A 26485-nucleotide genomic window follows, 5' to 3' on the forward strand; every position below is an offset into this window, starting at 1 on the left:
CAATTAAATTAAAGATGAATAGATTATTTACAACAGCAGCACTACTATGTGCATTGAGTTTAGGTTTTACTTCTTGTAGCAAGGATGATGATAAGGTGGAGCAAGTTGAGCCGGAATACCAAGCTAAGGTTATGGTCAAAGACGGTGAAACTGTTGATTTAACAAAGGTTTCCAAAACGATCAATACACAAGGAACAATCAAGCGTACAGGCAATACCTATTCACTTCGTAACTTTAAACAATTTACAATCGGTGAAGATGGAAAAGCAACAACAACTGCAGCGCAAACCTATTATTTTGATTTTAAAGAGAATGATGGCTTAAATGCGAGTGATTTTATTGTTTCAATTAATGCGCAACCTACAAATGTTGATTTTATCACAAACGCTATTAAAGGATATACATTATCATACATTGAAAAACCATTTGACGAAGTAAAATCTACAGATCAATTTCTGGTTGCTAAAGATAACTTATTGGGCCTTCAAACCAGTTTCGCTCCCAATGTAATAGGTTGGGCTGATTATACGGGAAAACCTAACCACCAAATTGTGGCTGTTGCAAATCGAACAATCATCATTTCAAAGGAAGGTAAACCCTTTTTTAAAATTAGGATGAATAATGTTTATGAGAATGAAACGATGAATCGTGAAATCGCACCAAACAATTATTTTTTCTACTCCATCGATTACCAAGAATTTAAATAATACCTACATGGCAGCTGGTTAAAATTCCAGCTGCCTTTGTTAAGCAAAAATCAAAAACCGAAAAAAATATATTAAATACCAATTTTCATACACACTTTATCAGCAAAAGATTTTATCTTTACTATTATTTAGAATCAATTTAAATAAAAATAACGTACTAATACCCCTACTGCATGTATAGAAAAGGGACAAGTTATCAACTAACAAAAAAAACGAGTAACAATGACAATAAAGAAACGCAGTAAACTATTAAAATTCATACCGGTATTGGCATTTTTAATTGTGTTGGGGTCTTGCAGCAAAAGCGAGCCCACAGCAGTAGAGCCTGAACCAGATCCTGTTGCACCAGAAGCTATGTTCAACCGCTTGATTACGGTTAAGAATTTTGGCGAAGATTTACCCGCGGGTAGTGCACCAAACACAGCGCAATCACCAATATATTATAGTTTGGAACAGAACAAAGCTGTGACACCGGATTATAAACTAACCGCACGATGGGACATCTCTTGCTCAGAAATATACCGCAGTTTTATCAATTGCAACAACACAGCAAACGGATTTGGTAAAGGAGGCCCAGGCAAAGGCGGTATCTTAATTGTCAAGAAAAAATTTGAAGATGTAATCGATATCCCCTCAGATGCCGAATTCCGAAAAGGTGAAAAAGCCTATGGTACAGATGACTCAGGAGCGTTTGGTGAAGGCCTAGGTTGGTATTTATATGATTTTGACGGCGTAATCAAAGGTGGTGGAGCGGAAAACAAAAAACACGTTTGCTATCCCATCGAAAGTAATACATTGATCGTCCGTACAGCCCAGGGGAACTACGCCAAGATCAAGATACAAAGTATCTACAAAGACCTTTTGGATCCAAAAGATTGGTTTAAAGATTCACCAACACCATTCTTTACATTCCAATATGTAATTGCCAAAGCTGGTAGTAGCAAATTTGTGATTGCTAACTAAATACGATAAGCTACGCATTCTGATTTAGACACTAAACTAACATGAAAAGATTATACAGCATTTTAAGCTTCCTTTTTTTAGGATTGCTGCTAACCCGCTGCACCAAAACGGAAGAATTAGCCTTACTTCCTGCAGATAAAATACTCGAATACAAGGTCACCAACCTCCCCAATGATGATGTCATTTACGGTGCCATTGACAATGAGGCCAATACCATTACGGTATATCTCCCTTATTATTATGGCTTGCTCGTCATCGATCCGACTATTAAAGTTGCTAACGGAGCCAGTTTAACAGAAGAAATTTTGCCCGTTAAAACAGATGAAAAAAAACAGACGTATACCGTAAAGTCCGCTACAGGCACCACAAGAACCTATAGCTTAAAGATTGAGCTACAAAGTACGCCATCTTTTGAAGCGACTTTTGCATCGACATCTTCCATTTCACTTACAAAAGGGCCTGGAGGTGCATTTCCAGCGATAAATGGGACTTTCATGCATACCAATCCCGCATTGGTCAGTATCGCATTGATTAATCAAGAGACCAAAGAACGCTATAAGATGGCTACGCCAAATAGCTTGAAAGTATCAGGAAATGTTGGTTATCAATTAAGTTATACGGGAACTGAACGAGAAAACCGTATTCCGTCCGATATTAAAGCAGGCACCTATGATGTGGAGGTGACCAACATCAACCACACCATTACACTAGCCAATCCGCTCAAAATTACGTATCGTCAACCTGATGTAATTGTTAGCTTATTGGGTCTAAATCTCGCAAAAAATAAAGATTGGACCATAAAAGCTGGCCTAGATAAGGTTATTCTAGATCCTACGGCCGTTATCATGACATTTAATGGAAAAGATTATCCATTGACAATCAAATCTTATAACCGTACCGAAATGACAGTTTCATTACCAGCGACTCTGCCAATCGGAACCTTTGATAATTTGCAGATCAAATTCCAATTTAAAGACTGGGCCGATGTTGTAAAGACACAGCTGTCTCCAAGTACAATAACGGAATCCTAAACAAGCATCCACAGTATGCCATGGTGGCATCAAAATTAAATAAATTAAAACAAGAGGAGATCTCAACATGAACTCAAACATCAAAACTATCTTAAAATCAGCGATGGCCGTGACTGTGCTATCGGCAGCAGTATGGGCAGCAGCCCCAACAACAGAATCAGCAACAGCTCCTTTGGCGCTGAACCAAGCTAAGGCAAATAGTAACTACTCTGTTGTAGGTCAATGGTGGAGCCCAGCCGCTGCAGCAACTTGGCCTGCGGTATATGTAGACCTTGCTACAGGTGCACAAAGCTTGAGTAGCTCTGGTCAGGTTGCATTCTTTAGCCATGTAAATGGTTCGATCAAGGCTAATGGATCTTATTCGATCAGAACGGTAGCAAAAGACATCTCTTCCGTTACAGCATCAGATTGGGCAACAGCGACTCCAGTATCATCACAGGGCAGTGGCGAATGGTATGAATATGATTTAGATAGCCATGCAAACCAAGCAATCCAACCTTTGACCGTATTGGTCGGAAATTCTTCCGGAGCTTCGTATGCTGTTAAGTTAATTAACTTTACAAATGTTGGCCAACAAGTAGTGGCAGGTCAATTACAAGTAAAAGCAGATACCAATATCGAAGTTAAGGCATTATAGTCTTTCCTATTTAATGAATGAAAGATTCCGCAACCTGGTGGATGGGTTGCGGATCTTTTTAGCCTAATCAACATCCGCATAACGATTTTTTTAACCAAAAAAATTATGCAACACTCATTTTTGAAAAAACAAACACATATCCTTCAATTTCTAGCTATTTTTATGCTAGCACTAACATGCTGGTCCTGTAAAACGGAATACCCAAGCCTGCCCTACAATGACATCGAATCTTTTAGCATTCAGGATGCAAATGGTAAAATACTGTCAGCCAGCATTGTGAATGACAAGATTATCTTATATTGGCCTCCCTTAGTGGCGCAGCCCGAAAGCATTACACCTACGATTAAAGTTTCAGAATTAGCGACTATTACCCCGGCATCAGGTACACCGATAAAACTCCAATCCGAAAAACCCATCACCTATACTGTTCGCGCACAGGACGGATCCAGCAAAAATTATACATTGACCTTCCAATACAATCAGCCCCTCGTGCAAGCTACATTTAATAGTTTATCGTCTGGTCAATACTACATCACTGATCCGAATACGTTTACTTTTATCGGAGAAAACATTATCCCTAGCGAGACACAAACTAAAGGCTATTTAATAGATAAAGATGGAAAAGAAACATTACTTTCGATTAGCAAAAATATAGTACCCACTAATTTTGCTGTTACTTTTGCTGCTCCAGATGACTTCAAAGCAGGTACTGGCTATAAGGTCAAATTGGTCTCAGGCCGTTATTCCATCGTAAGCGATCCATTTGAGGCTGTCTTACCTAGCGTCCTCAATGTATTAATAAAGAGTAATCTGTTATATAGCGTTAAAAAAGGAGAGAACTTTGTGGCTCCTTTGCAGAGTAAAGTCCTTTATGAGCGTTATTTTAAAACCGATTTTGACCATTTCATCGCAGTGGACAATCTGAATAAAGAATATAGTATAAACAATGCGGTATTTGATGTGAACGCAATGACGGTCACCATCCCTATGCCGTCCAACGTAGCGGGTATTGGAATCAACAAGCTAAAAATGGTAGACAAATCAGGAAAAGTATTATTGGAGGACACGTATTATATCACACTAAATTAGTACGTTTTACCAACTCATTTTAATCGTGTTTGTCCCTAATCAAACAAAACAGTTTATTGTGATCGCATTAGCAGCTATCATTGTATACAGCTGCCGCAAAGGTAAGTCTACACCAGAAGAGCCAATGATTGTCCCTCAACCTGAAGAAACCTTACGCCAACAATATAGTAAATCGGTAACGCAATGGCCGGCTGCCACTTGGTACAACAATATCAAGGTACGTGAACTGGCCGCTTTACCTGAAAACCCATCGAAAGATAAGGCCGAGCTTGTAGCACTTGGAAAAGCCTTATTTTTCGACCCCCGCACCGGTAATGGCATGAAGACTTGCGCTTCATGTCATAATCCGGACACCTACTGGATCGACCAAAAAACAACGGCAGATGGTATCGCACTGCATCACCGCAATACACCTTCCATGGAAAATGTCTGGTACCTGGAAGGCAAACTCTTCCACGACGGCCGCGCAATGACTTATCGAGAGCAGATTGCCGAAGCCATCAACTCCCCCATCGAAATGGGCGGAAATACGACTGCTTTACCCGCTAAGCTGCAAACTATACCAGGCTATCTTCGTTTATATGAGGCGGCTTACTCGAGCCAGACGATGAGCGTCGAAGGATTGCTGGATGCCATAGCAGCGTATTCAAGATCAATTAGCAGTGGTGAAACCACCTTTGACCGTTTTATCAAAGGAGATTACCAGGCATTAAACGATGCACAGCTCGAAGGCCTCCATCTGTTTCGGACCAAAGGAAAATGCATCAACTGCCATAATGGTGCCTTCTTTACTGATCTCGATTTTCATAATCTGGGTTATGCTGTTACCAGCAAAGGTGCCTTGGACAATGGTCGCTTTGAGGCGACAGGACTGGAAACAGACAAAGGTAAATTTCGCACGCCAGGTCTGCGCAATGTGGTCCATACTGCCCCTTACCTACACAATGGTAGTATTGCAAGCTTAAGTGAACTGATCAACCTACTGAGTCAAGGGATGCCCCAAAAGACAGGACAACAGGTCAATGGCACCTTATCGCCACATATCCAAAATGTCCGATTAAGTAGTAAAGAACAGGAAAATATCTTGGCTTTTTTGGAGAGTTTATCCAATGTGCCAAGCAAAACAGAGCGACCTGTATTGCCCTAAAATAAAAAATCCCAAAGGGGATACCTTTGGGACATTTTGAGTACTCCACAGTAGCGGAGGCATCAAAAATTAAATAAATTGGCACAAAATTAGGCTTTTATATGAAATAAAAAAGTAAAAAAGTATTAAATTTCAGATAATTACCCATTTTGTAGCGAAGCTACTACAGACATAAGGAACACAATGCGCATCAAATCATGAGTCGAATCCGCCCAATAGTTGGTCTATTAGTTACAATAACTGCTATAACAGCTTGTCAGAACGGCAGTAAGACAACAACGCTGCCCGATGAATTTATTAGTCCAAAAACAGGAACAAAAAAAGAATTGACGCTCGACTCAATCTACCTATACGCCAAACAGCTATACCGCTGGCAGGAAGCTCTCCCTTCATATACTACTTTTGATCCGCGGACGAAATATGCACAGATAGACCCCGAACAAACGGCTTATGAGCGGGCACTTTTTGCCCTCAGCCAATACGCTTTGCACAAGAAAGATAGACCTTACGAATTGTCGACCATCCCCAATAAACCCAAATATTCATATCTGGAGCGTCGTCGTAACGACAAGAAAAGTAGCGGTCACATGGCCAGCATAGAAACACCCTACAGGTATGCTACACACCTGTCCTACTGGTCTGCGGGAAACAAACGGATTGCTTATGTTTACATTCCCTCTTTTCCTCAGCTCCAGACAGTGAAGGCCGAACTGGATCAGCTTGCAGCCCAACTGGCTCAAAAGCAAGTTACTCATTTAATCCTCGATCTACGACATAACGGTGGCGGTTATGTGGAAACGGCAGAATATTTAGCCAACCTCATTAGCCCAGCCAAACTGGATAAAAAAGTTATGTTCAGCGAACAATTTCATCCGAATGTACAGCAAGGCAAAGCAAAACTACTCCTCAACCAACCCTATCTGGATGCAAATGGCAACGTGGTCCAATACAAAGGACGGCCTGCTACCCTTGCCGATGTGGACTATAGTGAAAAGGCCAATACGCATTACTTTGTCAAAAAGGGCAATTTCAATTCTTTACAGCAGCTGTCATGCATTGTATCAGAACGCACGGCTTCGGCAAGTGAATTACTGATCAGCAGCTTCAAACCTTATATTCCGATCCGCCTTATTGGTCAGCAGACGTTTGGTAAACCCGTCGGCTTTTTTTCCATACGCGTAGGAGCTTTCGATATTTACCTAGCCTCATTTCTCATCCGGAATGCTGATGGATGGTCGGATTATTTTGATGGCATACCTGTAGACCTGCCTTTAGCTCCGGTCGAAAGCTCCCGCCATCCCGGAGATCCAAAGGAAGCCTGGCTTGCAGCAGCATTAAAAGATATTGTAGGAAACCTACGGATCAAAGCAATTTCATCCGCGTCTTATTTCCAGACGCCAGTAGACGAAAATTTGCTACTGAAAACAAACTTTAGGTTAAAGTGAGTAACTTATTGAAGCTGGATTTTGTTATACTCCTATTTAAATTTAAACCACTTTTCATAGATGATAAAGCAGAAAACAGCATAAATTTGTGGAAATAAATACGAATCTTTGTATAGAATCGTTATAAATAAAAATAAGAACATGTTAAGTCAACATATCAAAGAGCAAACGCACGCAGCTCACCAAAACGTAGAAGGAACGATCGTGCGCCAATTGAAAAATATTCGTTCAGAAGCAGATTACGCCGAAGTATTGAAAGGCTTTTATGCTTATTTCCGTGCCGTAGAAGATAGTATCGCTCCTTTTGTAACCGAAGAAGTATTGCCAGATTTGGCCGAACGCCGCAACTCATCTTACATCAAAAGCGACATCGAAGCTCTGGGTGGCAACGTAGATAGCCTGCCGGAAGCAAATGCTCCAGCTGTAGCAAATGTACAGGAAGCACTTGCATCATTATATGTTTTGGAAGGTTCAATCATGGGTGGTCCGTATATCGTGCAGATGCTCAACAAATATGGTGTTACCAAAGGAACTTCTTTCTTCGAAGGTTATGGCGAAAATAGCCGTGAGATGTGGGCTGGTTTTACAGCCGTATTAAACAAATATTCAGAAGATCCGGCGACTTACGATCGCGCAGTAGAGATTGCAAACCAAACTTTTTATAACTTTGGCGAAGTATTCACTCCTATTGCCAGTGCGAACTAAAATTGGAGTGTTCGTGTTTAATCCCATAAATGGAGCAAAAAGATAACAAATCTAAATGGCTTAAGCGTGCCGGAATTGGAGCATTTCTCTTCTTTCTGGCCAAAGGACTCATATGGCTCGCTGTATTCTTTTTCGCAGCGAAGTCCTGCAGCATATCTATTTAACTAAAACATAAAGCCTTCATCTAACGCTCAAAAAGGGCGCCAGATGAAGGCTTCAATTCCATTGGAGCTTTTCCAATCCAATCCACTTTTTGCTGCAGGCTAACCCGTTGTTTTTTTGTGTCGTGGGCTAATGTCTTCGGCTTGCGTTCGTATTGTGTTCGTACCACCTTCGGAGATGAACAGACTTGCAACAATTATTGACCAGCTTTTCACCAGAAAATTCCTGTTTAGGGTCTGGACAATATCTGTTCAGCACCTGTACAATATCTGTATCGCATCCGAATAAGGTACGAAGCAGGTACGAATCTGCCCCCATACCGGCTTGCCCATCACCTTGTACTTTTGTAACCACTGTGTGATACAGCTCCAACCCCTTATGGCTGATAACCTGGCAAGTTATTTATTTGCTATTGATGATATAGAGCCTCTTCAATTACCCGAATTCATTCCTTATTGTACAAATTTTATTATAAAACAAGCAGAAATCTTCCTATAATTGCAGTCGGGAATATTTCATTTCATAGTGAAATCCCCATTCAGACATGACAATTAACAGTAAAAACGTTACGTTATCACCAACATGTCCTATCAATAATTATATGAACTAACGATACGATGAAAAGAAAACTCCTTTTTATTCTAATATGCTTTGGCTTAATGGCCAGCCGAGCCATGTGTCAGGAAAAAGACGTCGATTTTAGCAAAGCCTATATTGCCCAGAACGACGGCAAGACAACTGTTGAAATCAATGAGGCGCAGGAACTCATCTATATTATCTTTGCGATAACTGACTTTGGTAAGGAAAATCCAAACATGACCAAGCAGAATACGGCGTATTTTGAAGAGGTCAAAGCGCATTTTACCCCATTTTCCAATCTGCCTATCGTAAAGAAATTTGACCAGCAACTGCGAGCGAATCTAACCAACTATTTCCTCTTAGCAGCCAATGTATATGGCTTTAAGTTCAAAAACGACCAATTAGTACCTACAAACATCTATATTTTTCCAGCGAGAGGAGTTGGAAATTATCAAGTGAAATCAAATCCTATCCCTGCTTATAAAAACGACCTGGAAGAATTCGCCAGAAAGAGCGGATACCGGGCATTCTACAAAGATCATCAAGGCTATTACGACAGCCTTCGTACAGCATATCAGGAGTATGCTTCCATTGCCGAGCAAAAAGAATGGTTAGAAAAGAAGTTCGATTATACAATCAATAGCTATCGTGTATTGACTTCCCCCCTGATTGCCGGAATGAATGCTACTCACACCTTCAAGTACAAAGGTTTCAAAGAAATTTTGCTTTTTTTACCCACCCTCCGCGAAGACGAATCCTGGAGCCCCAAATTCAAAAAAGCATTCAATACACGCATTATTTTTACGGAGATAGACCACAACTACGTAGGTACATTGAGCGAAAAAAACAAAAAACAGATTGATACCATATTCAATAATAGGAACTTATGGGTCGATATAGAAAACAAAAGTACAGTTCATTATCCAAGTCCGGTAAAAGTATTTGATGAGTATTTAACTTGGGGGCTTTTCATCTTATATTGTTACGATAAATTTGGAAATGATCATGATCTTTTTGGCCAGATTGTTGAAAACGTCAACGATATGATGGTCAATAAAAAAGGATTTCCCAAAGCAGATGAATTTAACGCCGAATTGTTCCGCCTGTATAAAGACAATAACCCGAAAGATATTCAGAGCTTATACAAGCCACTGCTGGACTGGTGTGAGAAAGAAAATTAGCGCCATCCCGATAATATTTAGTAAATTAAGGCTGAGAAGGAAATAAGCCGCCAGAAATGTGAATGTATACGACCATAAGGAATCAGCATAGCATAAGGGGATGATCGTCGAAATATATTTAAACACAATACGTACGGAGAAACAATTATGAACATTAGATTTATCGGTTCTGGCAGTTATATTCCATCAAAAAAAATAACCAATGCAGACTTCGCCGACCATCTTTTTTTGGATGAAAATGGGTTGCCGTTCAAGGAGCCGGCTTCTGTCATTGAAAAATTTAAGGCAATCACCGGCATTGAGGAACGCCGCTACGCCGATCCTGACCAAGTGGCTTCAGACCTTGCTTTCCTAGCTGGTCAACGTGCCATTGAAGACGCCGGTATAGCTGCTGAAACATTGCACATAATTATGGCGATGTGCAATCTGGCAAAATCCAATCGGATACTGTACCCAGTTTAGCAAGCAGGGTGAAGAAAAAGCTCGGTATCAGCAATCCAAAATGTGTGGCTTATGATCTACTATTTGGCTGTCCGGGTTGGAACGAAGGCGTATTGCATGCCAACGCTTTCATAAAATCAGGTATGGCAAAGCGCTGTATGGTCATTGGCGCAGAGACGCTTTCCCGTGTTATAGATCCTTTTGACAGAGATTCGATGATCTATGCGGATGGCGCTGGCGCCGTAATCATCGAAGCCACTACGACAGAGCAAGGGCTCCTATCACATGAAAGTGCAACTTATGCGCTTGAGGAAGCGAACTATCTCAATTTTGGGAGCTCTTATCAACAAGAGCAGAACCCCGATATACGGTATATTAAAATGAAAGGACGTAAAATCTATGAGTTTGCACTCAGCAAAGTTCCTTTAGCCATGCAGGATTGCCTTCAAAAAGCGGATATCGATATCACGGCAATCAAAAAAATACTGATCCACCAGGCCAACGAGAAGATGGACGAAGCCATTCTGATGAGATTCTATGCACTATACAGTACAGTACCCCCGCCCGATATTATGCCAATGACCATCCATACATTTGGAAATAGCAGCGTAGCAACCATTCCTACGCTCTATGATCTCATTGCCCGTGGTCAGTTAGACAATCAATCCCTTCAAGAAGGCGATATCATCCTATTTGCGTCTGTTGGCGCCGGTATGAATATCAATGCTTTTACTTATCGGGTTTAATGTAATTTTGCCACTACATCGTGTAGCTATTATGCTAACACAGAGCCTGCATAGGATTTATTTCATAAAAAATAACAAAACACTGTATATATCAATATTTTATACTTAAATTTGTATTATAATCGGCTCCGCCTTTGCTTATCTGAAATCGTCAAGTTATACTTAACACTCAGTTTTCGCATTTTCAGAAGCTTTTTTGTTAGCAAAACGGAGGTAAAGACCTTTTTGGACTTGAGTCAATCCAAGATCATTAAAATCAGATCCTATTTCTTGCAAAAAATCGATTAACTATTGTTCATATTCATTTATCACAATAGTGCAGTACAGATTACTTTAATATAATTTATAAAACAATGCAAGAAGGAACTATTAAATTCTTCAACCAAACAAAAGGTTTTGGTTTTATTACGCCTGCTGGTGGTGGAGACGACATTTTCGTACACGTATCTGGTTTAATCAACGAAGTACGCGAAAATGACAGTGTAACATTTGATGTAGAAAACGGTAAAAAAGGCGTTAATGCTGTTAACGTACGTATCGCATAATTAAGTAAACACACAAGAAGATAATTTATTTATCTTCTTGCGAAGTGTAACGGGCAACCGTTACACTTTTTTTTTATCTATTCCATACCCAAGTACGGCAAAAAATCGGACGATTGATCGGTCTGGCATATGGAGGACTTTTTACAATCCAGCCAACATCACTTCTTCCTGTCGCAGAAAGTATGGACTGCTATCCTTGAATCTCCCGCGCTTTCTGGAATACTTTCTGATGATATGAGCAACAACATCATCGGTGAGCTCATGCCCCTCTAACGTCGGAAAACCCTCCCAACGCACAATGCCCTCAGGATCCACTAGAATGCAATGTGGTATTCCCTGAACTTCGAGCTGTTTCTTCAACTTCGCTTTCGTATCAATCGCTGAGAAATAATCTATTTTAATCTCCTTCGCCTTTTTAATGACCTCTGCTTTTTCATCCGAAAGGCCAATGATCACGAGTTTATCACCATACTTCTTTTGCCATTCATTGAGTTCGGGAATTACTTTCCGGCAGGGTCCACACCAAGTAGCCCAAAAATCAATAAGGATAAACTTACCCTTTGTATCAGGCACATCTGTGAGCCACTGCTCCACCTCAAGTTTTGGCGCCTTTTGATTCAAAATTGATTTTGCCCACAATTTCTTATTGTTGTTGCTTTCCTGCGTATGACCGATTACATGGATCAGGCAAAGCGCAAATAATAAGAAAGCTTTTAGGATAAATTTTCCATTCATAAAACAGCTTGTTTAGTTCCCCTAATTTATGGATTTTTTTCCACAATCATTTCATCCTTTCATCCCACACATCGTCTTTTCAAAGACACCTTAGCGGCCTTTAAGAGGTAAAACAAAACCTGCACTTTTAATTGATATAAAACACACAATACACTGTATATAAATAATTAGCATATTTGTTAAAAACACAACAACTCTAATTTATTTGCTCTACGGCTCATGATTTTCCGAATGGAGCCAGTCCGACATCCCTATAAAATAACAGCGCACCATCGACATTTCCATGGCAAAAACCAGAGTCTAATCCATCCCCACAAAAGCTAAATTGAGGCGTTCAGCACACAAAAACAACGAAGTGAGCCGGCCCTTGACCCCATTCGTCAAGATAATGCACAAGTTGACCGCATTCTCCTGTAGCAAAGTCTAGGATAGCCCTATTTACAAACACTGCTTTCGGAAATCAAGACACTTCATTAAAGCCTATTGAGTACCTATGTATAGGGCTGACAAACTGGCACAATATCAAAAATAAAAAATAATAAATCTATATTAATAAGACATTTGACCTAGTTAATATAAATAGATAGTTACACATTGTTCTCTTTATAACACATCAACTTTACCCATCGGATACCATCCATCTGTAGTACGCCCTGCGATGGCAAGATGAACTTTTGCCTGACCTGTGTTAAAGTTTCCTTTTTCGGCATCATAGTTTGGTAGGCATTTTATTGCGTCAGGAGCCCAGCTTACCCCGGCCAAAGTGTCTTTCCTAAGTTTATACTTGCCGTACGCACCGATTTATTTCTTCTTATCGATTTATTTCTTTTTATTTAGTATTTAGCGATAGAAAAAGCAACATCGAAACCGATATTGCCATCATAAGTATCAACCTGGGATATTGTCTACATACGAAAGGGGGAATTACATACAAAAGGCCAAGAAATTATCTTGGCCTAATGCAACATATTATTTGGGGTGTTTTCGTAGCCCTATATTGCAAAAATACTGCCGAAATTAGAAACTCACAGCCATTAGCTTATTTTTTCTAAAGACTTTATGCTGCAGAAAAATAAAAAAACGGCTAAAATCACTTATTCCGTGGCAACCGGGTAAGTACAGCTTGCAATTCAGCAGAATTTGTAGCGCCCTGGAATAACAGACTGTCCTTTGTCCTAAAATCCAAGTAGGTATTCTCTTCCAACCTGTAGCCACAAGGACCACAAACAGAGGCAGATAAGGAAATGCTTATTCGGCGTGGTTTACAACAGCAAACCGAAATGTTCCTTGAGCGCTGTCCGTGCAGCATGATAACCACACATGCCATGCACCCCACCACCCGGAGGTGTCGATGATGAACAGAGATAAATCGTGTCGACCGAGGTTCGGTACGGATTTAGAGCCAAAATGGGCCTGCTGTACAGCTGCGAAATATCCATAATACCGCCATTGATATCACCACCGATGTAATTTGGGTTATACTTTTCGAGCTCCATAGGAGAAAAGGTATGCTTGGCCAGAATGGTTTCTTTAAAACCCGGTGCAAAGCGCTCAATCTGATTTTCGATCGCTTCGGTATAATCTACCTTACTACCATTAGGAACATGGCAGTACGCCCATCCTGTATGCTTGCCTTCGGGAGCACGACTGGAATCAAACGCACTCTGTTGCGCAAACAGCACAAAAGGCTTATCCACTTGCTTCCCAAGATGGCTCCGCTGCTCGCTTTCGGCAATTTCGGCGTAGGTATTTCCCAAATGTACTGTAGCGGCCTGCTGACAACGCAGATCTTTAAAAGGCGTCTTTTCTGATAATGCCCAATCGACTTTAAATACCCCCATTCCCTGCCTAAAGCCTTCGAGGCGTCTGCGGTAGCCGCTAGCAAGACCTATCCCTTTGAGCTGCAACAACTGCTTGGGCGTGATATCACAGAGTAGGACTTTATGGGATGGTAGATCGCGAACATCCTCTACCCAAAAGCCCGTTTGGATCTCCCCACCCAACGATTGATAATAGCCTAACAGCGCATTGGCAATGGATTGCGAGCCGCCAATCGGTATCTGCCAGCCATATTTGTTGCCTACCGCCGCAAGCACAATGGCAATTGCAGAAGTTGTCCAGTTGTCTAGGGGCTGAATTCCATGAGCCGCCATCCCTGCCCATAAAGCCTGTGCCTGCACGGAAGTAAAGCGCTTTGCTGTCCAGCTTGCCGGCTGAAGCGCAACCAGCCCAAATGAGGCTAAAGACAAAAGATGCTTCGGAAAGGATAATGGTCCCATAATATCGGTCGCAAGGCCCTCCCAATCTGTCACGACCTTTTCCACCAGCTTACGATACCTTTCACCATCCGTCCCCAAACCCTTTACCGTTTCGGCAAGACTATGGTAAAGAATCCCCGTTTCCTCTTCGTCCAATGGGTGTGCTGCCGCATACTCAGGCTTAACAAAAGATATCCCAAATGCTTCCAAAGGTAAACTCCTGAAAAATGGCGATGCCATAGCCATGGGATGAATTGCCGAACAGACATCATGTTTGAAACCCGGAATTGTAAGTTCCTTGGTTCGCATTCCCCCACCGATTGTATCGGCACCCTCAATCAGCAACGTGCTCAGCCCCTGCTGCTGAAAGGTAATCGCTGCAGCAAGTCCATTTGGTCCCGAACCAATAATGATTGCATCAAATTTTCGCATAAACTAGTTTTTAATCACTCCTAGTCGCAGCCTGTATTGGGTTGTTCCTTTTTTGAGCGCTTTGACGAAGTAGAATCGGACAACGATTTGCTATTATCCTTTTTTTTACCTGCAGATCCGCAGGAGACTGTAAATGTCGTTAAAACAAACGCTAAAAGTCCAAGATTGATTATTTTTTTCATATGTTATCCATTTAATTTACGATAATGTTTACACCATGTATCCTTATGGCGTTTTCAGCTACTGATTCCCTTACTACAACTTATGCCCTTGGATACAAACTTTTACCTGCATTGAAAGGATTTATTTTCCGGGCCGCACCCATCTTTAGAACTCATATACAATCCTATCAAACAACTTTATAAGAAATATCATTTATATAATATGTTCATCCAAAAAATAGGCGCGATACCGTTGTTTTAGCTCCTGTCGCTGTGTACTATCGAGCTTGATTTTCGGATCGGTCTGCGACACGACCGTAGAAACAACCTTATGTACGCCTTTACCTTTTTCAATAAATAATACCGTCGGCGAAGAAATCCGTTTAATGGAATCAATCCCCACAGCTGTATAAGGATTTAGGACATCGTGAAATTTTGCCAAAATAGCTTCATAACCCGGGCTCCCGGCCTTGGTCGTGATCACTTTACCGTCCTTATCTTTCTCCTTAAGATCCCGGATATCGTGAATATTGAGGTAATAAATAGCCGCCTTTTCCTCCTGGGCAAATTCCAGCAGCGGCGTTATGGCATTCCGAAACCAGGGACAGCTGGGCCATCCAAAAAGGACAATACCGTTTTCAAGCTCCAGCACATCCTGTTCGGTCGCATAGACGATCCGCGGATTGTCGGGAATTTGTACCGGCACTTTGTTCGTTTTATTCAGGCTTTCAAGTTCCTGCTTAAAGCGAACTCCTTCTTGCTTTTTCAACGAAACCTGACTATTTTTTACGGCTTCCTTCGTATCCTGCCTGGATTGGCAGTTAGTCACATTGAGCAACACCGCCACTGCTAATAACATGCTAGCCAATAATTTTAAATCTTTCATATCATGTATGCATTTAAGTGTAATCCTCTTGTTAATTCACCGATTGCTTGTAGCTTTTAATATGTTCACCGATATCCCAGACCTGCGCTTTTGGCGCCCATTCACTGATGAGGCTGCTTGCAATGGCCGAGCGATAGCCCGAAGCGCAGTGCACAACGATAGGTTTATCCACTGGTAGCTCGGCAATATGCGCCTTCAATTCGGCTAGCGGAATGTTATGTGCCCCTTTGAAAACAGGCCCAGTCTTAACTTCCTCGGCCGTGCGTACATCCACTATAAAATATTGCTCTTGCGCCCTGTCAAATGCAGCCTGATCAAAAGCTGTCGAAGGCTGTCCCGCGAAATCCCCATACAACACGATACCTTTAACAAACTGTTCATAGCCAATTTTAGCCAGCTTTTCGAGCTGTACCTGCCCCTGTTCTTTGGTATCGACAACAAGATAAAAGCCGTCTTTCGGTTCAATAAAAGTTCCTACCCAAGATTCTGACTTACTACGTTCGGGAATATTAATGGCCTCCGGAAAATGTGACGCCCTAAATTCTGAAGCGGAGCGGGTATCGAGGACAGCGCTCGGTGCTTGGGGCACCGCAGCTGCTGAAACCACTGAAATACCCGATAACGAAGCCAATAATGGCTTTGCTCCCAGACGATTCAATGCTACATTATAGGGGAAGTAGATCGGTACAGGCGGACGGTCTGCCAGAATCTGCTGGACAAACGCTTCTTCCGATTTTTGCTGAAAGGCCAAATTTTGGGTTCTTTCAGTGCCAATGGTGCTTTGCTTAGCACCCTTTATTGCATTTCCGCACAGTGATCCAGCGCCATGAGCTGGATACAAAAGCACCTGATCGCCTAACTTTGCATAGATATCATGGACGGTGTGGTAGAGCTGCCGCGCCAGTTTTTCGCGCTGCGTAGCCTGTTCTCCCGAATACTCGCGCAGATCGGGCCTTCCAACTCCACCAATCAATACCGCATCCCCCGAAAAGATCGCCACATCGCGACCATTTTCTTTTAGCAAAACAGATATGCTATCTGGTGAATGTCCGGCTGTATTGATGGCATGCAACACAATTCGGTCCGAAATCTTTAAGGTATCGCCATCGTCAAAAGTATGGTGGGGATAGGTCGCACGGACAAGCTTGCTGACATAAACCGGAACTTTCAGATCCTGATGAATCTCCAGATGGGAACTCACAAAATCAGCATGCGGATGTGTTTCCACAACCGCGATAATTTTCGCTCCCTGCTCCTTTGCATAAGCGTAATAGGGCCTTGGATCACGGGCCGGGTCCACAAGCACAATTTTCTTGTCGGCCAAGATCGCATAGGAAAACTGTACCAGGCCTTCATCTTCAAACTGCCTGATGCTATAGCCATTCGCTAAATTATTGGTATTTCCAAAACAGAATACCCCCTGACCTGCCGAAGCAAGGGTAAAAAGGACAGCTGAACGATGGATAAATGATCTTCTATTCATAACATTCTTTTTTTTAGACAATTAGTAGGTAAATAGTGTATTTTTCATATACCATTCTTTACCGGTGAGATAGGATTCTTTGACGCGATTGAGGGTAATTTCGAGGTTATTACCACTAGCATCCAGCCCTTTGAGTTTGATCTGTTCTGCTGTTGGTCGTTCGTACACCCATTTCAGCACATGCAGACTATCGCCCTGCGCTTTTCCATACAGCGCTTTCAGTCCCACATCTAGTTTTTCATCTAGTTTTTTACGTTGTTCCTTACTAAATTTCTGATTTTTATCGATCAGATACAGTGCATGTTCTGTCGAGTCTATTTCATAGTAGAGGTAGTTCTTTCCTCCGGCCCGGCCTGTAAACTCGTAAGTTTTGAGCACATCATTTAAAGCTGGGGTACCATTGCCAAGATCGATCGAATTGGCTTTATTGACCTTGTAGACCATTGATAATGGCTCCTATTACGACCGTGGGCCGAAAGAAGAGCAGGCTTCCCGCCGCTATCTCCAAAAAGCCTAAAAAGATCTCATATTTATAGGATACACCGACGATTTGCCAATACAACTTAAAGGGGGCATATTCACCGATATCGGTATTCAGATTGGCAAGTGATGGAAATGGCATCTGCATGGGAAAGAACTTGATAAATCCGAAGGCGATCAGCCCCAAGCTTATCTCCTAGGTTGATAAAACAAATATAGTAAACATAAAATAAAATCTACAACATTAGTAGACTTTATTTTCAACTATCTTTTCTTCCACTAAAAATTGAGTAAATTGGTAAAGAAAAGCTGGCGGAAATATGTACATTGAATACCTACTTTTGGTTAGTAAAAGTATCAGCCCTATAGCGCCCTCCATAAACGGATAATAAACCGATAAAAAAGGACATAGGGGACAATCACCAATCTTCTACCGGGTAACATTCATTTACGTTTCAATAAACAAAGCCGTCTGAGTTCGCTCAAACGGCTTTGTGCTGCACTATATTCAGCATGGAGAAAAAAGTTAACATAGCGCGGATTTCTTCTACCAGTCGATAGCCTCTCTCCTCAATTAGGAATTATTTCGGATATGTACATCGCGCTGCGGAAATGGAATTTCAATCCCGGCCTTATCCAAAGCTTCCTTACAGTCAATGATCAGCTGTTCCTGCATGGTCCAAAAGTTTTCGTTGGAAGTCGTGACGCGCACAGAAAGATTGATTGCACTGTCGTCAAGTTCTGTCACCACCACCTGCGGCGCCGGCTCTTTAAAGGCAAATTCATTGCTTCTAACGATATTGAGGAGTATTTCTTTTGCCTGTTTCAGATCAGCATCGTAGGCAACGCCAATGTCAAACCATGTGCGACGTGTTCCAAGTTTGTATAATTGGTGATGCTACTATTTGACAACACCCCATTTGGAACAACCACCTGTCGATTTTGTGGTGTATTTAACTTGGTATTGAAGAAATCAATTTCTGTCACCGTACCCGCGATATTTGTAGTGGAAGTTATGTAATCGCACACGCGGAAAGGCTTGAGGAGTAAAATCAGTATACCGCCGGCAAAATTGGACAAGGATCCCTGCAGGGCCAGACCTATGGCCAGACCTGCTGCACCGATAATGGCCACAAATGCCGAGGTTTGCACCCCCAATTGTGTAACGACAACGATAAATAATAAGATATTTAAAATCCAACTGATGAGATTGCTTAAAAATCGCTGCAAGGAGACATCCATTTGTCGCCGCTCAAATGCCTTGTCTATCATCCGTTTGATTAGGCGGATGATCCAGGATCCGATCAGATAAATAAGTAAAGCAGAAATTACGGCAGTAATAATACGGGGCGCCCAGGCAATGGCAGAGGAAATAAAATTATTCCAATGTTGCTGGACATCGTTCACTTCTAAATTGTTCATATCAGTATTTATTTTATTAAAAATGTAAGGTTTAGAAACAAAAAGAGTGTTATGTTGCTTTTATTCTAATATAAAGCACATTAAATTACATTTTCTCTAATTTAAACAACCAAACAGTAGAATTGTTCGTATGAAAATGAAACAATATGGTTTTGTATCATTCCTTATATGGAATCTGTGACAAGAAAAATAAACAAGAAAGACGTCGCAGTTGGCTAGATAAAATCATAAATCCCATTTTTCCAGCCCAATATTTTGGTGGAATCCGCATCAAGCCAGTTTTTCAGCAGTGTTGCGTATACTTTTCGAAAATCTTCCGTATACTGGAGATCCCCTTCATTGAGCTGGGTTAGGTCAGGCAAAGCATTGAGCAGGCCTTGTTTTTTTAGGCCTCCGGATAGAAAGAAAAGCTGGTTGGCCGTACCATGATCAGTGCCATTGCTGGCATTCTGGGCCACCCTACGACCAAACTCCGAAAAGGTCATCAGCATGACATGCTGAAAAAGACCATTTTTCTTGAGGTCGTCCACAAACGCCTCCACGGCATCGTTGATGGTGTGGAATAGACTCTCCTGCCGCTGCTGCTGATTGATATGCGTATCAAAACTACCGATCTGCAGATAGTATACCTGTGTATTGATATCCGATTTAATCAACGACGATACCGTCTTCAGATCCTTTCCAAGCACCGAATCGGGGTACGCTGCTGCGGTCTTCCTGGCTTTACTCTGTTCAAAAATATAGTCGGCATTGTTGATCGTATCACCCAGGGTCTGATACAGATAGGCTACTGTCTCCTCTTCATGCTGATGTTTATGTTCCTGATAGAGTGTATTAAAGTACTCTTCACGGCTGGTCTGATAAAGCTTCTTGGGGTCTTTAAACGCGAACGCTTTTTTCTGTTTTCCTTTGAGGGCAAGGCTCAGCATATCATTCACTTCCAGAGCTTGCGTTGGATGACCGCAGTCGTAACAGGCCTGATCGAGGTAGCGGCCTATCCAGCCGCTCTCCAGGTATTCGTCGCTTCGGCTCGCACTATGCCATATATCCATGCTGCGGAAATGCGATTTGTTGGGCTCGGGATAACCGACATTGTTGAGTACAGCCAGTTCGCCACGATCATAAAGTGTCTTGAAAAAAGGTAAAGCCGGATGAATACCTGCTTCTTCTGTGAGCGTTAGTGCATTATCGACCGCAATCGTCTGCCTTTCCCGAAAATAGATATCATTGCGCATCGGAACAATAGTATTCAGCCCATCATTGCCGCCACTAAGCTGCAAGATGACCAACACCTTATGTCCCCTTTCCAGCGCTTCAGGCAAAGACATGGCTTTTAAGAAATTGGGCAGCAGTAGAGATGCTGTTGCGAGCGAACCTGCTTTGAGAAATTGGCGTCTTTTGATGATCATGGCTTCCTATTTACGATTAACAGAGTTGATATTCGGGGATACTCATTACTTCAATAATAGTCCTACGGCGGCTTCCCCCAGCGTAGCTATCGCGCAGTGTTTTACCAAAGGAAGGTTGCTGCTGCAGCAAGAGCTCAAAGGGATCCCGATCTGCAAATGCAGCCTCTACCCCATCCCAGTCAACGGATATTTTGGGATTTTTGTAGGCATTAGCCAGCGCCCGCGACTGCTTCAGCCCCATATCGAGGTCGTCGTCATTCTGTGCATCAAGGTCCAGCGGCCGTAAGCCTGTCCATATCTGTGGTATCTGCATCCGAAGCAACAAGGTAGAGCTGTCGATCCAGGCTTTTCCAGATGGCCATCCCGCCACATTCGGCGGATACAGGAGCATCTGCCCCAGCAACTTTTGATAAACAATCAGGTTTTCGGGATTCGCTATCTCCATGGGCAGCATGCGTATGATACCGGCCATGAGTTCCACCGGTGACTTTATTTTGTTACCTACATTTTTAGAGTCGTAAAACCAGGCTGCCGTAAATACTCGGTCTAGCAACCGCCTGATATCATATCCTGAATCGAAGAAATCCTTACTCAGCGTGTCGACGATTTTCTGATCCACTTGTTCGTTGACCAGAAAACGGTAGAGTTTATCGGTGATAAATCGGGCCGTAGCGGGTTGTTCCAAGATAATTTCCAGGATAGCATTGCCGTCGAAATTTCCGGTTCTTCCTAAAAATGTTTTGCTGCCCGAGTCATGAAACTTTTTACGTTCCAGGAACTGGGCATCCTTGTCATACGACCAGCCCGTAAATGCGCGCGCAGCTTCCCTGACATCCGATTCAGTATAGTTGCCACGTCCCATCGTGAAGAGCTCCATTACTTCCCGGGCAAAGTTTTCATTGGGGTGGCCTTTCTTATTCTGTTGATTGTTGAGGAAATTAAGCATAGCCGGAGCTTTGGAAACGGCGAACAGCAGATCCCGGAAATTTCCGAGTGCATTTTTCCTGATTTCGTTGAGGATATGAGCGCTAAAATTGGAATTGATAACCCGGCTTGCAAAATGGCCATGCCAAAAAAAAGCCATCTTCTCCCGGAGCTGATCTTCGCTATGCACCATTTCATTCAGGAAATTAAGGTTGATTTCAATATTACGCTTTCGATTAAGCTGCTGCACCTGCTTTTTGTCTGCAGCATTCAACTTGGAAAGCGCATTATAATTGACGTCAGTCTGGTCCGTATTGAAACTGATGGGATGAAATTCATGTTCCTGAGCATATTGCTTCCAGAGTACTGCGGTAGACTGCTGTTCAAAAGTCGTAATCTGCTTTAGGCTCATCCCAAATCCGGCGCGATTTGCCAGGTGCATATTTTTTTTAAAATCGGACATCATCCTGTTTCATTTTATACCTAAATAACGAATTATTTATAAATGTTTGCTTAGGGTAGATCCGATTTAACAAACATTAAGCTAAATTAACAAAGTGACTACCAAGATAATACTTTTCAAACTCCGATTTTTTTTCATTAAATTTATTCACATAGGGACAACAAAACCCCTTGTTTATGTTGCATACCTGTTTCACAAGTTACAATCATCAGTTGATAAAACTTTAAAACGAAATATAAGATGGCAAAATTAATCAACGTTTGGATTTCAGTATTCATGCTGCTCGTTTTTGTCCAATGCCTAGGAATTCAAAATGAGCCATCCGAAAACTTCGACTGGTTATTGGGAAAATGGCAGCGTACCAACGAAGCCAAAGATAAACGGACTTTTGAATATTGGCAGAAAATCAAAGACACTGAATATGCAGGTTTTGCTTTTACCCTGCAAAACCTGGATACCATCCATCAGGAAAAAATGCAATTATTAAAATACGATGGCGACTGGAATTTATTGGTTAAAACGCCCGATGAGAAAGATTTTATCGCATTTGAGATAACCATGCTAAAAGACGGCCTGTTCGAGTGTAATAATGATTCGCTGCCCTTTCCTAAAAAAATCACCTACTGGCGTGAAGGTGAAAAGTTGAAGGCCAATGTTGCTGGCGACAGTCTCCAGATTCCCTTCGAATTTAGTAGGATTTCAAAATAAACAGACCTCATTTTTCCCGGTCAATCACAACAAAAGATGCCTGCGCCAGCGTAAAGTCAAAATTCGGCAGCATAAAGTCAAAATATAATTAATCATCGGTCGAGCCATTTCTTAAATTCCGCCACTTTGTTTTTGCTGATCAGGATAGGCGTTGTACTTTGCGGTTTTGTTTGAATACGAAGCTGATTGCGACCGTATATCCATATACTTTCAATGGCATTGACATTGATAACATACTGCCGGTTGGCCCTGTAAAAGATCCGGTTGTCCAGCTCTTTTATCAAGTCGTCCAGTGGAGTTGCTACATTTGACCGGAGACTTTTTTAAAGGAAAAATTTACAACTAAAAGAGTTAACAATTAAATTTGAGGCATGGGTAAGCGACCACGTTTTTTTGATTCAGAATTTAAAATCATGGCAGTAGAACTGTCGTACGCAAAAGGGACAGCAGCATCAGCAGCGAAAGAACTGGGTATAAATGAGTCTATGCTGGGTAAGTGGCGAAGGGATTCCAGGTTCAATTCACGTATTGATGAGTTGAATCTGAGAATTGATCTCAATTCCAGTGACACTAGCAGGAATCTAGAACAGGAAACAAGTTGTTGAGAAAGGCATTAAAAGATGCCACAATTGAAAGAGATATTTTAAAAAAGGCCATCAGCATCTTCTCCAAGGGAGACCGGAACGATATAGATTTATAGCAGATCATAAGGATAATTTTTCGGTTGGGAAGATGTGCAAAGTAATGCAAGTGAGCAGTAGCGGTTATTATGATTGGCAGAATAGAGATCAGGATATCTCCAAAATCAAAGCAAGGAAAGACCTTCAAAAAAAATAAAGGCCAGCTATGACTCCAGTGACAGTACATATGGCAGTCCAAGGATTACCAAGGATCTACAACGACAGGGTATACAGATTTCACGCCCATGTGTAGCGCGGATAATGAGAAAGGAAGGTATCCAGAGTATCATCCGCAAGAAATGGAAGATATCAACAACAGATTCGAAACATAAATTCCCGGTATGTGATAATATTCTGAACAGGGACTTTCATGCCGATCAGATAGGCACTAAATGGGTAAGCGATATTACTTATCTGAAAACAGGTGAGGGTTGGTTATATCTCACAGCTGTAATGGATCTCGCTGATAGAAAAATTATTGGATGGACACTTAGTGAAGGAATGTCAGCAGAGCAAACCTCTCTTGCGGCATTAGAGGGCTCCAAAAGCCAGAAAAGTAGAAAATGGTTTAATATTTCATTCAGATAGAGGTGTTCAGTATGCGTGCAATGACTTTAAAGACAAGTTAAAAGCATTAAAGATCGATGTTGTTCAAAGTATGAGCAGAAAGGGTAACTGTTGGGACAATAGTGCAATGGAAAGCTTTTTCAAAACGGCTAAAAGTGAAAAATTCAACCGTTACAACTTTAAAACCAGGCAAGAGGCTAAGTTATGTGTGTTTAGGTATATTGAGGATTGGTATAATAAAGGCAGATTACATTCAGCAATTGGATATAAGACACCTGGTGAGCTAGAATTGGAAATGGAAAAAGCTGCTTAAAAAGTCTCCGATTTACTATTGCAATTCCAATCTGTCTTTGCATCCTGATTCGCTGAAGATCGTATTACCAAATTGGAAAACAGGTGAGAAAGTACTTTTGAAGTCTTCATTTATACCTGTCAAGAATGCAATTGATGTATTTACAGCGTCTTATACAGACACACTTCTTATCAACTAAGTTCTCTTTTTTAACTTAAAAATCCGCTTGGTAAGTCCAGGCGGATTTTTAAAACCGATCGCCATGCGATTAATTTAACAGATGAAGCACATATTAGGCTCAGATAAAAGGAAGCATCTATTAAGCTTAAATATTTTTATTATCTTTACACGAAAATTACCTTATTAAATTAGTTAAGGTGGTTTTATTCATATTAACCGTTAAATTCACGCTATTGAGGATGAAAGTCTATTGGTATTACATTTCACTTATACTCATTTTATTTTTTAAAAGCACTGACTTACTAAATGCACAGTCTATCACCCAAATACAAGCCATAAAAAATCCATTGCAGCAGATAGAAGCCGTGTTAAACCTTCCAAGCCACTTTAATCGCGACACCACTTTATTGAAAAAGGAATTAGAGCCCATAAAAACATTAGCCAAACAGCACAACAGTATTCCCCTAGAATGGGCCTATTATATGCTCATGGCAGATGGTTATTCCGTTGCTTTCGACCATACAAATGCTCGTTCTGACCAATATTACAAATACGCCAGAAACTTAATCGAAGCGCATCCAAACCCAGAACTGGAGATGATCGGGAATATACGACAGGGCTATTATAATTTCGTATACCGCAAGGTCATCGATGCTTTCCCTTATTTCTTACGAGCCAATGATCTAAATGCCAGAATAGACAGAAAAAAAATACCATTGCCCGTAAAACATTATCAATTTATGGCGAGCTTTTTTAATCATATCGGCGACCAAAAAAAAGCTGTAAACTATCTTCATGAAGCTTTGCCTTTTGCAAGACCTGCTTCAAGAGCACGGATTGATCTACTCAATTCAATAGCTGTCTACCTATCGGTAGACAATCCTGTTCCTGAAGCGCTTAAATACCTAAAACAGGCCATGGCCGAAGCTCAACAAGCAAAAGATTCTGTGTGGATCGGAATTATATCCGGCAACATGGCGGATTATAGTTGGGAAGCAGGAGATAAAAAAAAAGCAATCGAACTGGTCAAACAAAATATTGACCTCTCATTACGGTATCACGAGCCCAATGATGCCATGCGGGCAAATCTAATTTTAGCAAGCTGGTATATTGACCAGCAGGAATGGCAACTTGCAAAAAAACATATAGAGGCGAGTGAACATCTTATGGAAGACAAACCCTACTTTCTGAAATATAAGATGGATGCAGCCAAATCATTAGCTGCGATTTCGCATGGATTAGGACAGCAGAGCAAACAACTTCACTATTTAAACCGCTATATATTGTTGAGAGATTCATTGGAGAAAAGAACAAATATCAAAGAGTTGCAGAAAATCATCTGGGAGAGTGAGCAGGAAAAATATAACCGCGCCTTACTGTCCGAAGCAGAGAAAAGACAGAAAGTAAAAAGTACTTATCAATTTATGAGTCTTCTACTTGTCTTAATTTTTGCTATCGTTATTCTATTAATCAATAGGTCGAGGGCAAACATCAAAATACGTAACGCAAATCTTGAAAGGGAACAACTCCAACTTAACCACAAGAAGCAGCTTGTCGATCAAGAACTCCTCATATTAAAAAACTCGCTCAGCGAATTTACGGATACTGTCAGGCAAAATGACATCACGATTCAACAGCTGCGTGAGGAACTAAAAAAGGAAGAGAATCAAAATCCAACCTTTATTGCCGAAGTAAAAGCGAACCTCAATGCCTTAATGGAAACACATATTATGACAGACGACCGATGGGCAAGGTTTAGGCATACGTTTGACCAGGTATACCCTGACTATTTACAACAGATGAAAGATGAACATACAAAAATTACCGAAAACGATCTCCGTATATTAGCCTTACAGAAGCTGGAGCTGAGTAATGCGAGTATGAGTGAGCTTCTTTGCATCTCTATAGAGGGTATAAAAAAAGCGAAACAGCGCCTTAAAAAAAAATTGGGGGCCACTTATTCTTCCTGATAAAAAAGAAAATGGGCCGATTATCCTATTAATCGGCCCAAATGGAAAAATACAATT

The 26485-nt window shown here is 41.4% G+C and carries 31 protein-coding genes and 1 pseudogene; 18 read left to right on the forward strand and 14 right to left on the reverse strand.

Features of this window, described 5'->3' with window-relative positions:
* Positions 1-14: 14 nt before the first annotated feature.
* From B4Z47_RS15925 to B4Z47_RS15960, 8 genes are all read left to right on the forward strand, one after another.
* Positions 15-707, forward strand: a complete 693-nt coding sequence (locus B4Z47_RS15925) for a hypothetical protein (protein WP_286727596.1) — start codon at positions 15-17, stop codon at positions 705-707.
* A 222-nt stretch (positions 708-929) separates the two neighbouring features.
* Positions 930-1670: an HmuY family protein gene (locus B4Z47_RS15930; RefSeq protein WP_286727597.1), complete on the forward strand. Its 741-nt coding sequence runs from the start codon at positions 930-932 to the stop codon at positions 1668-1670.
* Positions 1671-1711: 41 nt separating this feature from the next.
* Positions 1712-2701: a hypothetical protein gene (locus tag B4Z47_RS15935; protein WP_286727598.1), complete on the forward strand. Its 990-nt coding sequence runs from the start codon at positions 1712-1714 to the stop codon at positions 2699-2701.
* A gap of 67 nt (positions 2702-2768) precedes the next feature.
* Positions 2769-3338: a hypothetical protein gene (locus tag B4Z47_RS15940; protein ID WP_286727599.1), complete on the forward strand. Its 570-nt coding sequence runs from the start codon at positions 2769-2771 to the stop codon at positions 3336-3338.
* A gap of 105 nt (positions 3339-3443) precedes the next feature.
* The gene (locus B4Z47_RS15945; protein WP_286727600.1) at positions 3444-4427 is read left to right on the forward strand and encodes a hypothetical protein; all 984 of its coding nucleotides are present in this window, start codon (positions 3444-3446) and stop codon (positions 4425-4427) included.
* A gap of 58 nt (positions 4428-4485) precedes the next feature.
* The gene (locus tag B4Z47_RS15950) at positions 4486-5574 is read left to right on the forward strand and encodes a cytochrome-c peroxidase (protein ID WP_286727601.1); all 1089 of its coding nucleotides are present in this window, start codon (positions 4486-4488) and stop codon (positions 5572-5574) included.
* Positions 5575-5771: 197 nt separating this feature from the next.
* Positions 5772-7019, forward strand: coding sequence for a S41 family peptidase (locus B4Z47_RS15955; RefSeq protein ID WP_286727602.1), 1248 nt, complete (start codon positions 5772-5774; stop codon positions 7017-7019).
* 141 nt (positions 7020-7160) lie between these two features.
* Entirely contained in the window at positions 7161-7724 is a 564-nt protein-coding gene (locus tag B4Z47_RS15960; RefSeq protein ID WP_286727603.1) for a biliverdin-producing heme oxygenase, read from the forward strand.
* Between the two features lie 291 nt (positions 7725-8015).
* Here B4Z47_RS15960 and B4Z47_RS15965 read toward each other — a convergent pair whose 3' ends face one another.
* Complete coding sequence (locus B4Z47_RS15965; RefSeq protein WP_286727604.1) at positions 8016-8240, reverse strand: hypothetical protein; 225 nt, start codon at positions 8238-8240, stop codon at positions 8016-8018.
* 263 nt (positions 8241-8503) lie between these two features.
* On the opposite strand from B4Z47_RS15965, the gene B4Z47_RS15970 reads away from it, so the two are divergent.
* The 4 genes from B4Z47_RS15970 to B4Z47_RS15980 all read left to right on the forward strand — a co-directional run bounded on the left by B4Z47_RS15970 (position 8504) and on the right by B4Z47_RS15980 (position 11378).
* Positions 8504-9646: a DUF4932 domain-containing protein gene (locus B4Z47_RS15970; protein WP_286727605.1), complete on the forward strand. Its 1143-nt coding sequence runs from the start codon at positions 8504-8506 to the stop codon at positions 9644-9646.
* A gap of 147 nt (positions 9647-9793) precedes the next feature.
* Entirely contained in the window at positions 9794-10108 is a 315-nt protein-coding gene (locus tag B4Z47_RS24585) for a hypothetical protein (RefSeq protein WP_313396080.1), read from the forward strand.
* A gap of 8 nt (positions 10109-10116) precedes the next feature.
* Complete coding sequence (locus B4Z47_RS15975; RefSeq protein ID WP_313396081.1) at positions 10117-10833, forward strand: 3-oxoacyl-ACP synthase III family protein; 717 nt, start codon at positions 10117-10119, stop codon at positions 10831-10833.
* A 353-nt stretch (positions 10834-11186) separates the two neighbouring features.
* Positions 11187-11378, forward strand: a complete 192-nt coding sequence (locus tag B4Z47_RS15980; protein ID WP_070566486.1) for a cold-shock protein — start codon at positions 11187-11189, stop codon at positions 11376-11378.
* 141 nt (positions 11379-11519) lie between these two features.
* Here the strand turns inward: B4Z47_RS15980 and B4Z47_RS15985 are convergent, their stop codons facing one another.
* The 12 genes from B4Z47_RS15985 to B4Z47_RS16040 form a co-directional block, all read right to left on the reverse strand.
* Positions 11520-12113, reverse strand: coding sequence for a TlpA family protein disulfide reductase (locus tag B4Z47_RS15985; protein WP_286727606.1), 594 nt, complete (start codon positions 12111-12113; stop codon positions 11520-11522).
* Positions 12114-12716: 603 nt separating this feature from the next.
* Positions 12717-12875: a hypothetical protein gene (locus B4Z47_RS15990; protein ID WP_286727607.1), complete on the reverse strand. Its 159-nt coding sequence runs from the start codon at positions 12873-12875 to the stop codon at positions 12717-12719.
* Between the two features lie 500 nt (positions 12876-13375).
* On the reverse strand, positions 13376-14803 hold the full coding sequence (locus B4Z47_RS15995) for a phytoene desaturase family protein (protein WP_286727608.1): 1428 nt from the start codon (positions 14801-14803) through the stop codon (positions 13376-13378).
* Positions 14804-14823: 20 nt separating this feature from the next.
* A complete protein-coding gene (locus B4Z47_RS16000) occupies positions 14824-14985 on the reverse strand; it encodes a hypothetical protein (RefSeq protein WP_153847574.1) in 162 nt (53 codons plus the stop codon).
* A 193-nt stretch (positions 14986-15178) separates the two neighbouring features.
* A complete protein-coding gene (locus B4Z47_RS16005) occupies positions 15179-15850 on the reverse strand; it encodes a hypothetical protein (protein ID WP_286727609.1) in 672 nt (223 codons plus the stop codon).
* Between the two features lie 31 nt (positions 15851-15881).
* Complete coding sequence (locus B4Z47_RS16010; RefSeq protein ID WP_286727610.1) at positions 15882-17333, reverse strand: MBL fold metallo-hydrolase; 1452 nt, start codon at positions 17331-17333, stop codon at positions 15882-15884.
* A gap of 21 nt (positions 17334-17354) precedes the next feature.
* Positions 17355-17777: a hypothetical protein gene (locus tag B4Z47_RS16015; protein WP_115048438.1), complete on the reverse strand. Its 423-nt coding sequence runs from the start codon at positions 17775-17777 to the stop codon at positions 17355-17357.
* Positions 17758-17961, reverse strand: coding sequence for a hypothetical protein (locus B4Z47_RS16020; protein ID WP_147282035.1), 204 nt, complete (start codon positions 17959-17961; stop codon positions 17758-17760). Before B4Z47_RS16020 ends, B4Z47_RS16015 begins: the two co-directional genes overlap by 20 nt.
* A 426-nt stretch (positions 17962-18387) precedes the next feature.
* On the reverse strand, positions 18388-18666 hold the full coding sequence (locus tag B4Z47_RS16025) for a mechanosensitive ion channel family protein (RefSeq protein ID WP_201303616.1): 279 nt from the start codon (positions 18664-18666) through the stop codon (positions 18388-18390).
* Positions 18639-19235 (reverse strand): mechanosensitive ion channel family protein, encoded by a 597-nt coding sequence (locus tag B4Z47_RS16030; protein WP_286727611.1) that lies wholly within the window; start codon positions 19233-19235, stop codon positions 18639-18641. Before B4Z47_RS16030 ends, B4Z47_RS16025 begins: the two co-directional genes overlap by 28 nt.
* A gap of 215 nt (positions 19236-19450) precedes the next feature.
* Positions 19451-20644 (reverse strand): DUF1501 domain-containing protein, encoded by a 1194-nt coding sequence (locus B4Z47_RS16035; RefSeq protein ID WP_115048434.1) that lies wholly within the window; start codon positions 20642-20644, stop codon positions 19451-19453.
* Between the two features lie 16 nt (positions 20645-20660).
* The gene (locus B4Z47_RS16040) at positions 20661-22034 is read right to left on the reverse strand and encodes a DUF1800 domain-containing protein (RefSeq protein WP_286727612.1); all 1374 of its coding nucleotides are present in this window, start codon (positions 22032-22034) and stop codon (positions 20661-20663) included.
* A 237-nt stretch (positions 22035-22271) separates the two neighbouring features.
* On the opposite strand from B4Z47_RS16040, the gene B4Z47_RS16045 reads away from it, so the two are divergent.
* Positions 22272-22739 (forward strand): hypothetical protein, encoded by a 468-nt coding sequence (locus B4Z47_RS16045; protein ID WP_201303525.1) that lies wholly within the window; start codon positions 22272-22274, stop codon positions 22737-22739.
* Between the two features lie 92 nt (positions 22740-22831).
* On the opposite strand, the gene B4Z47_RS24750 is transcribed toward B4Z47_RS16045, so the two are convergent.
* A complete protein-coding gene (locus B4Z47_RS24750) occupies positions 22832-23032 on the reverse strand; it encodes a LytTR family DNA-binding domain-containing protein (RefSeq protein ID WP_115048430.1) in 201 nt (66 codons plus the stop codon).
* Between the two features lie 78 nt (positions 23033-23110).
* Here B4Z47_RS24750 and B4Z47_RS16050 point away from each other — a divergent pair, with 78 nt between their 5' ends.
* The 5 genes and pseudogenes from B4Z47_RS16050 (at position 23111) to B4Z47_RS16065 (ending at position 26428) form a co-directional block, all read left to right on the forward strand.
* The gene (locus tag B4Z47_RS16050; protein WP_286727613.1) at positions 23111-23344 is read left to right on the forward strand and encodes a transposase; all 234 of its coding nucleotides are present in this window, start codon (positions 23111-23113) and stop codon (positions 23342-23344) included.
* A 225-nt stretch (positions 23345-23569) separates the two neighbouring features.
* A pseudogene (locus B4Z47_RS24590) lies at positions 23570-23707 on the forward strand (transposase); the annotation flags it as partial.
* Positions 23681-24007 carry a DDE-type integrase/transposase/recombinase gene (locus B4Z47_RS16055; protein WP_349676665.1) on the forward strand — a complete coding sequence of 109 codons (327 nt, stop codon included), beginning with the start codon at positions 23681-23683 and terminating at the stop codon, positions 24005-24007. The pseudogene B4Z47_RS24590 and the gene B4Z47_RS16055, both read left to right, overlap by 27 nt.
* A 70-nt stretch (positions 24008-24077) precedes the next feature.
* On the forward strand, positions 24078-24299 hold the full coding sequence (locus B4Z47_RS16060) for an integrase core domain-containing protein (RefSeq protein ID WP_159332918.1): 222 nt from the start codon (positions 24078-24080) through the stop codon (positions 24297-24299).
* A gap of 398 nt (positions 24300-24697) precedes the next feature.
* Positions 24698-26428: a tetratricopeptide repeat protein gene (locus tag B4Z47_RS16065; RefSeq protein WP_286727614.1), complete on the forward strand. Its 1731-nt coding sequence runs from the start codon at positions 24698-24700 to the stop codon at positions 26426-26428.
* Positions 26429-26485 lie beyond the last annotated feature (57 nt).

This window comes from Sphingobacterium sp. UBA2610 (assembly GCF_002339225.1).
Lineage (GTDB): Bacteria > Bacteroidota > Bacteroidia > Sphingobacteriales > Sphingobacteriaceae > Sphingobacterium > Sphingobacterium multivorum.